Raw genomic sequence first — 248 nt, forward strand, 5'->3', positions numbered from 1 at the left:
TTTCGAGCATAGCCGGATTGATCGCGAAAAGGTCACGCGGATGATGAAGGTTAAGGAAATGGTGAGCATTATGACTCTGGAAAGAGGTCAAATGCATGGCCGGACGGGAACACTGGACCAGCCAACGAATCTGCATTTGATCGATGATATGGGATTCGGAGACGGTCGGATTTTCGAACCGCATGTAATCGGCGGCCGCTGCAAGAATCGAGATATCGATTTGCGCAATCACCTGTCCCGTGAGGGAG

The 248-nt window shown here is 51.2% G+C and carries 1 protein-coding gene; it reads right to left on the minus strand.

Features of this window, described 5'->3' with window-relative positions; all coding sequences use genetic code 11:
- A partial coding sequence (locus RMT89_RS44645) for a hypothetical protein (RefSeq protein ID WP_315889471.1) occupies positions 1 to 248 on the minus strand: 248 nt, incomplete at both ends.

The sequence above is a fragment of the Streptomyces sp. P17 genome (genome assembly GCF_032436805.1).
Classification (GTDB): domain Bacteria; phylum Actinomycetota; class Actinomycetes; order Streptomycetales; family Streptomycetaceae; genus Streptomyces.